The organism is Oryzihumus sp., assembly GCF_036391795.1.
Classification (GTDB): Bacteria; Actinomycetota; Actinomycetes; order Actinomycetales; family Dermatophilaceae; genus Oryzihumus.
Genome location: NZ_DASVZH010000039.1, coordinates 1 through 7,544, shown reverse-complemented (window position 1 = coordinate 7,544; position 7,544 = coordinate 1). Strand labels below are relative to the sequence as shown.

Here is a 7,544-nt window from a genome sequence, read left to right as displayed (position 1 = left end):
GCGGGACGGCGGCTGCACGATCCCCGGGTGCACCGCGCCGCCGTGGTGGTGCGACGGGCACCACGTCACCCACTGGGCCAACGGCGGGGCCACCGACATCGGCAACGCCGCCCTGGTGTGCGGGCGGCACCACACGATCGTCCACAAGCGCGGCTGGACCGCGACCGTCACCGCCACCGGGGTCACCTGGCACACCTGAGGCGGCCGCCCCGCACCCGGCCCCGCGACGGCTGGGCCAGCGGCATGCCCCGCGTCTGCACGGGCTCCGGACTGGGGAGGCGGCGTACCCCGTCTCGGGGCGGGCTCGGGGAGACGCTACAGGGCGGGCTCGGAGAGCCGCTAGCCCGCATACGCCCGTCTGCGGGCGCGGGGGAGCTGCCACACGCATTTCCCCGTCTGCGCCGGGAGAGTCGCTACGGGGCATACCTCCGACTGCAGGCTCGGTAAGCGGGGGAAGGCGTTCCCCAGTGGGGGTGCGATCGGGAACGATGAAGGCCCCCGACCAGCAGGTCGGGGGCCTTCATCGTTGGCTGCGGGGATCAGCGGGGGCTGGTCTCCGTGCTCTCCTCGTCGTGCGGGGCGTAGGCGTCGACGTCGTCGCGCTCGTCCGCGCCACCGTGCAGCTGGCCGACCCACTGCGGGCGACCCTCGATGGAGTGCAGCGCCTCCTCCTCGTGGCCGTCGTGGTGCGCGGCAGCCAGCTCGGCGGGCGTGACGGGGTCGACCCGGTCCTCGAAGTAGAACTTCGAGAGCTTGGCCCGCATCCGCTCCTTGGCCGCACCCGGACGGCGGACACCGTTGGCGTCCACCGAGGAGCCGAGCTCCAGCGGACGGTGAGCCTCGTGCTGCACCAGCGTCCAGCGCTCATGCTCGGCGAGCGGCTCGTGGACCTCGAAGAAGCGGCCCTCGGCGGTGCGAACGATCCGGCCGGTCTCCCGGCCGTGCAGGACCAGGTCGCGGTCACGACGCTGCAGGCTCAGGCAGATCCGCTTGGTGACCCAGAAGGCCAGCGGGGGAGCGACGAGCAGCAGCACCCGGAACGTGTTGGTGATGTCGTTGATCGACAGGCCCAGCTTGATGGCGATCAGGTCGTTGCCCGCGGCGAAGAACAGGATGCCGTAGAAGACCAGGGCCATGACGCCGATGCCGGTGCGCGTCGGGGCGTTGCGCGGGCGGTCCAGCAGGTGGTGCTCGCGCTTGTCACCGGTGACCCACGCCTCGAGGAAGGGGTAGGCGCCGGCGAGGCCGTACAGCACCGGGATCAGCAGGATGGCCGGGATGAAGACGTTCAGCCCGAGCGTGAAGCCCCAGAAGTGCAGTTCGGTCCAGCCCGGCATCAGACGCAGGGCACCGTCGGCGAAGCCCATGTACCAGTCAGGCTGCGAGCCCGCGGTGACCGGTGAGGGGTCGTACGGGCCGTACATCCAGATCGGGTTGATGGTGACCAGGGCCGAGATCAGGGCGGTGACACCGAAGACGATGAAGAAGAAGCCACCGGCCTTGGCGATGTAGACCGGCATGAGCGGGTAGCCGACGACGTTCTCGTTCGTGCGGCCCGGTCCGGGGTACTGGGTGTGCTTGTGCACCATGACCAGCACGATGTGGGCGGTGAACAGGCCCACGATGATCGCCGGGATCAGCAGCACGTGGACGGTGTAGAGGCGGGGGATGATCGCCTCGCCCGGGAACGCACCGCCGAAGACGAAGTAGGCGATGTAGGAGCCCAGGACCGGGATCGACTGCATGAAGCCCTCAGCCGCCCGCAGACCGGTGCCCGAGAGCAGGTCGTCCGGCAGCGAGTAGCCGGCGAAGCCCTCGACGATGGCCAGCATCGACAGGAGGGTGCCGATGACCCAGTTGATCTCACGCGGCTTGCGGAACGCGCCGGTGAAGAACACCCGGAACATGTGGACCATGATCGACACGATGAACAGCAGGGCTGCCCAGTGGTGGATCTGGCGGATGATCAGGCCGCCGCGGACGTCGAAGGAGATGTCCAGGGTGGACTTGTAGGCCTCGCTCATGGCGATGCCCTTGAGCGGGACGTGCGACCCGTTGTAGATCACGTGGCCCGCGCTCGGGACGAACCAGAAGGTCAGGAACGTGCCCGAGAGCAGCAGGATCACGAGGGAGTACATCGCGATCTCGCCGAGCATGAAGGACCAGTGGTCCGGGAAGACCTTCTTCAGCAGGTGGCGGACCGGCTTGGCGATGCCCGTACGGTCATCGACCCAGCCGCCCACGCCTCCGGCGATCTTGAGGGGACCAGCGACGGCCTCGGCCGGCTTGGCGTCGTTGGCGCGCAGGCTCGCTGCGCCCTTGGGGGTGGTGCTGGTGCTCATCCGCGCTCCCAGAAGCTCGGGCCAACCGCCTCGCGGAAGGGTGCATCCGCAACGAGGTAGCCCTCGTTGTCAACCGTGATCTTCAGCTGCGGCAGGGGCCGGCCGGCCGGGCCGAAGATGACCTTGCAGTCCTGCGTCACGTCGAACGTCGATTGGTGGCAGGGGCACAGCAGGTGGTGCGTCTGCTGCTCGTAGAGACCCACCGGGCAACCCACGTGGGTGCAGATCTTCGAGTAGGCCACGATCCCATCGTGACCCCAGTCGCGCTCCTTGGCCACTGTGATGACGTCCGGGTCGAGGCGCATGAGCAGGACCGCGGCCTTGCCCTTCTCCTCGAGGACGTGCTCGCTCTTGTCGATGCCCTCGGGCATGACGTGGAAGACCGAGCCGATCGTGACGTCGCTGGCCTTGATCGGGGTGCCCTCGGGGTCGCGCATGAGCTTCATGCCCTTGCGCCAGAACGTCGTGGACAGGGCGTTACCGGGCAGCGGACCGAGGCCACCGGCCAGCTGGAGCACCAGCGGCACCGCGAACAGGCCGAGGGCGCCACCGAGGGTGTACTTGATCAGCGGGCGACGGCCGAGCTGGGCCTGGTCGCCACCGCCGAGGATCGTGGCGACGGCCGCGGTGCGGTCCTCGTCCTGGGAGCGCAGCGTGTGGCGCTCCTCCACGACCTCCTCGTCGGGCATCAGCGTCTTGGCCCAGTGGACCGCGCCGGCGCCGATCATGAAGAGGCTGACCGCGAGGCTGACGCCGAGGACGACGTTCTGCAGGTTGGCCAGGCCGATGCCCGGCATGAAGACCTTGGTCTCGTGGTCGATGGCGAAGTAGGCCACGATGAAGACCAGCGTGCCGATGATCGACAGCGTGAAGAGCGTCGCCACCTGCTTCTCGGCCTTGCGGGCGGCCTTCTCGTCCACGTCCGCCGAGCGGTGGATGTGCGCGGGGAGACCGGGGTTGGTGAAGCGCTCCGGGATCCCCCCGGTGCCCTCGATGTGCCCCTGGTCGAGGCGAACGGCCTCGGTGGACGTGCCGTCCGGGGCCTCGGTGCCGTGTTCGTTCATCGTGTGGTCGATCCTGTCGATTCGCGGTCGGTCAGTCGCGTGTCATGCAGATGCAGCGCAGCCATCGTCACGCTGCCTTGGAGCCCAGCCACACGGCGCACGCGATGAGGATGCCGATGCCGAAGACCCAGACGAACAGGCCTTCGGAGACGGGGCCGAGGTTGCCCAGGCTCAGACCGCCGGGGTTGTCGGCCTTGTCGACGTCGTGCAGGTAGCTGATGATGTCGTTCTTGTCCGTGGGGGACAGGTTGGTGTCGTTGAAGACCGGCATCGACTGCGGGCCGGTGAGCATGGCCTCGTAGATGTGCTTGCCCTCGACGTTGCGCAGGCTGGGGGCGAACTTGCCGCGGGTCAGCGCGCCACCGGAGCCGGCGAAGTTGTGGCACATGGCGCAGTTCACGCGGAACAGCTCTGCACCCCGGGCGATGTTGCCGTTGCCGGCGGTGTCCGCCGCGTCCGGCACGGCCGGCCCCGGGGCCAGCGACGCGACATACGCCGCCATCTGGGAGATCTGCTGGTCGGAGAACTTCACGTTGTTGTTGCGCTTGGCCTGGACCGCGGGCCCGGCGAGCGGCATACGGCCGGTGCCGACCTGGAAGTCGACGGCGGCGGCACCCACGCCAATCAGGGTCGGGCCGGCCTTGCTGCCCTCGGCGTTGAGGCCGTGGCAGGTGGCGCAGTTGGCCAGGAAGAGCTTCTTGCCCTCGGCAACGTCATCGGCGGTGGCGGTCGCCGCCTGCGCGGGCTTGGGCGCGAGGGCGGCGTAGAGCCCACCCATCGCGACCAGGCCGAGCAGCAGGAGGATGACGATCGCCGCCGGGTGGCGACGGCGGGCGGCCAGAGCGTTCACAGTGCGGTCCTGTCGGCGTCGGTGTGGAGGTCGGAGGTCACGTTCAGAGTCACTTGAGCAGGTAGATGGTCGCGAACAGCGCGATCCACACCACGTCGACGAAGTGCCAGTAGTACGAGGTGACGATGGCGCCCGTGGCCTGTGCGTGGGTGTAGCGGCGGGTGGTGAAGGTGCGGCCGATGATCAGCAGGAACGCCAGCAGGCCACCGGTGACGTGCATGGCGTGGAAGCCCGTCGTCAGGTAGAAGACCGAGCCGTAGGCGTTGGCCGAGATCGAGACACCCTCGTGCACGAGCGTGGCGTACTCCAGCACCTGGCCGGAGACGAAGATCGCGCCGAACACGTAGGTCAGGACGTACCACTCCCGCATGCCCCACTTGCTCAGCTGCAGCAGCGAGCCCGTGCGCGCCGGCTGGCCGTGCTCGGCCTTGAACACGCCGAGCTGGCACCACACCGACGAGATGACCAGCACGAGGGTGTTGACCGTCGCGTAGGGCACGTTGAGGTGCTCGGTCTGCGTCTTCCACAGCTCGGGGGAGACGGAGCGGATGGTGAAGTACATCGCGAACAGGCCTGCGAAGAACATGAGCTCGCTCGCCAGCCACACGATGGTGCCCACCGAGGTCATGTTCGGTCGGGTCACCGGGCCGTGGCCGGGAATGGTGCCTGCCGGGGTACTGGAGTGAACTGCTGATGCGGTCGCCACGGCGGCCATTATTGCCCCATTCCCTCCGGGGTGGGTCGGCGACCCCCCGCTCAAGGGGCTCCGGGCCCCACCACCGCGCGCGACGCCGCTGCTGACGGCCGTCATCGTTGCGTCCGAACGCCTTCGGTAGCATCTGGCCCATGACCGTTTCGCACGCTCCGTCGGCTCCTTCCGCTGCGATCGAGGGCGCGCCCACCGCGGCCGGCTCGGCGGTGCCGCACCGCGTCCAGGTGCTGCTCTACAGCGACGACGTGGCCACCCGCGACGCCGTGCGCGTGGCGGTGGGTCGACGTCCCGCGCGGGACGTCGAGGTCGCCTCCTGGCGCGAGTGCGCGACGGCACCGGCCGTGATCGAGGCCGTGGAACAGGGCGGGTTCGACCTGCTCGTCCTCGACGGTGAGGCCGCCCCGACCGGTGGTCTGGGCCTGTGCCGCCAGCTCAAGAACGAGATCTACAACTGCCCGCCCATCCTGGTGCTGACCGGACGCCCGCAGGACGGCTGGCTCGCGGCGTGGTCCCAGGCTGACCTGGCCGTTCCCCACCCGCTCGACCCGATCGCGGTGGCCCAGGCCGTCGCGGAGCTGGCTCGCGCGGCGGGGACCTCCACGTCCGGCAGCTGACGTGGCTGCGGACACGCCGGCGTCCGGGGCGGTGACCTGGCCGGCGGTGTTCACCTCGCTGCTCGCCGGGCACGACCTGAGCTCGGCCGATGCGGCCTGGTCGATGGACCGCATCATGAGCGGCGAGGCCACGCCCGCCCAGGTGGCCGGCTTCCTCGTGGCGCTGCGCGCCAAGGGCGAGACGGTCGAGGAGATGCGCGGCCTCGCGGACATGATGCTGCAGCACGCCAACCGCATCGTGGTGGCCGGGCCGAGCCTGGACATCGTCGGCACCGGCGGCGACCGGGCACACACGGTCAACATCTCGACGATGGCCTCGATCGTCTGCGCGGCTGCCGGCATCAAGGTGGTCAAGCACGGCAACCGGGCGGCCTCGTCCAGCTCCGGCTCCGCCGACGTGCTCGAGGCGCTCGGGGTCAACCTCACCATCCCGCCGGAGCGCGTGGTCGAGGTCGCCGAACGGGCCGGCATCACGTTCTGCTTCGCGCAGACCTTCCACCCCTCGTTCCGTCACACCGCGGCGCCCCGGCGCGACCTGGGCATCGGCACGGCCTTCAACGCCCTCGGCCCGCTGACCAACCCGGCCCAGCCGACCTACGCGGCGGTCGGGGTCGCCGACGCGCGGCTGGCGCCGCTCATGGCCGGGGTCTTCGCCGGCCGGGGCAAGGACGCGGCGGTCTTCCGCGGTGACGACAGCCTCGACGAGCTGACCGTGTCCACCACGTCCTCGGTGTGGTGGGTCCGCGGTGGCGTCGTGCGCGAGTACACGCTCGACCCGCGTGAGCTCGGCCTCGAGCTGCACCCGCTGGAGTCCCTGCGCGGCGGGGACGCGGTCCACAACGCCGGGGTCGTGCGGGAGGTGTTCGCCGGCCAGCGCGGGCCGGTGCGCGACGCGGTCGTCCTCAACGCCGGTATCGCGCTCGCCCTCACCGAGCAGGACCCCCAGGGGGGTCCCGGCGCGGACGTCCGGCCAGACACGGACGCGGCCATCCGCGCGGGCACGGACGCCGGCAGGGACATCGGCACCGCCATGGACATCGGCACCGGCATGGACCACGCCGCGTTCACCGCGCACGTCCGGGCGGGGATGGACCGGGCCGAGCGGGCCATCGACGCGGGCGCGGCGGCGGAGGTCATCACACGCTGGGTCGCGGCCACCCGCGACTGACCGGCCCCAGCGGCGTCAGGTCGGACCCGCGACGTCTCGATCCAGACGGTCTCGATCGAGCTGAGGCCGACCGGCCTCGGGCACAGCTGGTGTCAGGCGCCGCTGGGGACGCCGCAGGCTCGCCTCAGGCGTCGTCGAGCCCGAGGCCGAATGCCGCCTCTAGGTCGTGCCGGGAGTAGGTCCGGAACGCGATGTGCGTCTGCGTGCCGAGCACGCCCTGGACCTTGTTGAGCCGGTCGGCGATCACGTCGGCGAACTGCTCGTGCTGCTGCACACGGACCATGGCGATGAGGTCCACGTCCCCGGTGACGGAGTAGACCTCGCTGACGCCGTCGATCTCGGCGATGGCGGCGGCGACCTCGGGGATCCGGTCGACCTCGGCGTTGATCAGCACGATGGCGGAAATCACGGTGACACCCTAGCCCGCGGCGGACATGACCGCGGCCGGCGGCTGGTGCCGCAGGCCGGGACCGCCGGGCTCGTCGAACGGCACCACGTCGCGCGCGGCAGCCGCCAGCGGCTCGAGCCTGGCCCGGGCGGCGCCCGCGCCATGGGTCGGGCAGGTCCACTCGCCCTCGATGCTGACGATGCGCACCCCGGGCGACTCCAGCCAGCGCAGGACCTTCTCGGTCTCCTCCGGGTAGGCGGCCGGTGCCGGCCCGGGGCCAGGGGAGACGATCTCGGCACTGGCCCGGAGCGCCTCGATGTAGGGCATGGGGTCGGCGCCGCGCGGGCTCACGCTCGTGCCGGCGAGCCGGCCGTGGCGGACACAGACGACCTCCCAGCCGCCGGCC

At 70.5% G+C, this 7,544-nt stretch carries 8 protein-coding genes and 1 pseudogene; 3 read left to right on the top strand and 6 right to left on the bottom strand.

Features of this window, described 5'->3' with window-relative positions; all coding sequences use genetic code 11:
- Positions 1-199, top strand: a 199-nt coding sequence (locus VF825_RS02040) for an HNH endonuclease signature motif containing protein (protein ID WP_331109615.1), incomplete at its 5' end; no start/stop codon positions are given.
- Positions 200-539: 340 nt separating this feature from the next.
- Here VF825_RS02040 and VF825_RS02035 read toward each other — a convergent pair.
- The 4 genes from VF825_RS02035 to VF825_RS02020 all read right to left on the bottom strand — a co-directional run bounded on the left by VF825_RS02035 (position 540) and on the right by VF825_RS02020 (position 4,971).
- Positions 540-2,342 carry a ubiquinol-cytochrome c reductase cytochrome b subunit gene (locus VF825_RS02035; RefSeq protein WP_331109613.1) on the bottom strand — a complete coding sequence of 601 codons (1,803 nt, stop codon included), beginning with the start codon at positions 2,340-2,342 and terminating at the stop codon, positions 540-542.
- Positions 2,339-3,406, bottom strand: coding sequence for a ubiquinol-cytochrome c reductase iron-sulfur subunit (locus VF825_RS02030; protein WP_331109611.1), 1,068 nt, complete (start codon positions 3,404-3,406; stop codon positions 2,339-2,341). Before VF825_RS02030 ends, VF825_RS02035 begins: the two co-directional genes overlap by 4 nt.
- 67 nt (positions 3,407-3,473) lie before the next feature.
- Positions 3,474-4,256, bottom strand: coding sequence for a c-type cytochrome (locus tag VF825_RS02025; RefSeq protein ID WP_331109609.1), 783 nt, complete (start codon positions 4,254-4,256; stop codon positions 3,474-3,476).
- Between the two features lie 49 nt (positions 4,257-4,305).
- On the bottom strand, positions 4,306-4,971 hold the full coding sequence (locus VF825_RS02020) for a cytochrome c oxidase subunit 3 (protein WP_414695745.1): 666 nt from the start codon (positions 4,969-4,971) through the stop codon (positions 4,306-4,308).
- Positions 4,972-5,102: 131 nt separating this feature from the next.
- On the opposite strand from VF825_RS02020, the gene VF825_RS02015 reads away from it, so the two are divergent.
- Entirely contained in the window at positions 5,103-5,582 is a 480-nt protein-coding gene (locus VF825_RS02015; RefSeq protein ID WP_331109605.1) for a hypothetical protein, read from the top strand.
- A 1-nt stretch (position 5,583) separates the two neighbouring features.
- The gene (gene trpD, locus VF825_RS02010) at positions 5,584-6,750 is read left to right on the top strand and encodes an anthranilate phosphoribosyltransferase (protein WP_331109603.1); all 1,167 of its coding nucleotides are present in this window, start codon (positions 5,584-5,586) and stop codon (positions 6,748-6,750) included.
- A 124-nt stretch (positions 6,751-6,874) separates the two neighbouring features.
- On the opposite strand, the gene VF825_RS02005 is transcribed toward trpD, so the two are convergent.
- Positions 6,875-7,159: an Lrp/AsnC ligand binding domain-containing protein gene (locus tag VF825_RS02005; RefSeq protein WP_331109600.1), complete on the bottom strand. Its 285-nt coding sequence runs from the start codon at positions 7,157-7,159 to the stop codon at positions 6,875-6,877.
- Positions 7,160-7,168: 9 nt separating this feature from the next.
- A pseudogene (locus tag VF825_RS02000) lies at positions 7,169-7,544 on the bottom strand (endonuclease); the annotation flags it as partial.

What these genes read in the sequence shown, in the direction of transcription:
- VF825_RS02035 (WP_331109613.1), bottom strand. Translation starts at nt 2,342, where the DNA reads ATGAGCACCAGCACCACCCCCAAGGGCGCAGCGAGCCTGCGCGCCAAC.
- VF825_RS02020 (WP_414695745.1), bottom strand. Translation starts at nt 4,971, where the DNA reads ATGGCCGCCGTGGCGACCGCATCAGCAGTTCACTCCAGTACCCCGGCA.
- VF825_RS02015 (WP_331109605.1), top strand. Translation starts at nt 5,103, where the DNA reads ATGACCGTTTCGCACGCTCCGTCGGCTCCTTCCGCTGCGATCGAGGGC.
- VF825_RS02030 (WP_331109611.1), bottom strand. Translation starts at nt 3,406, where the DNA reads ATGAACGAACACGGCACCGAGGCCCCGGACGGCACGTCCACCGAGGCC.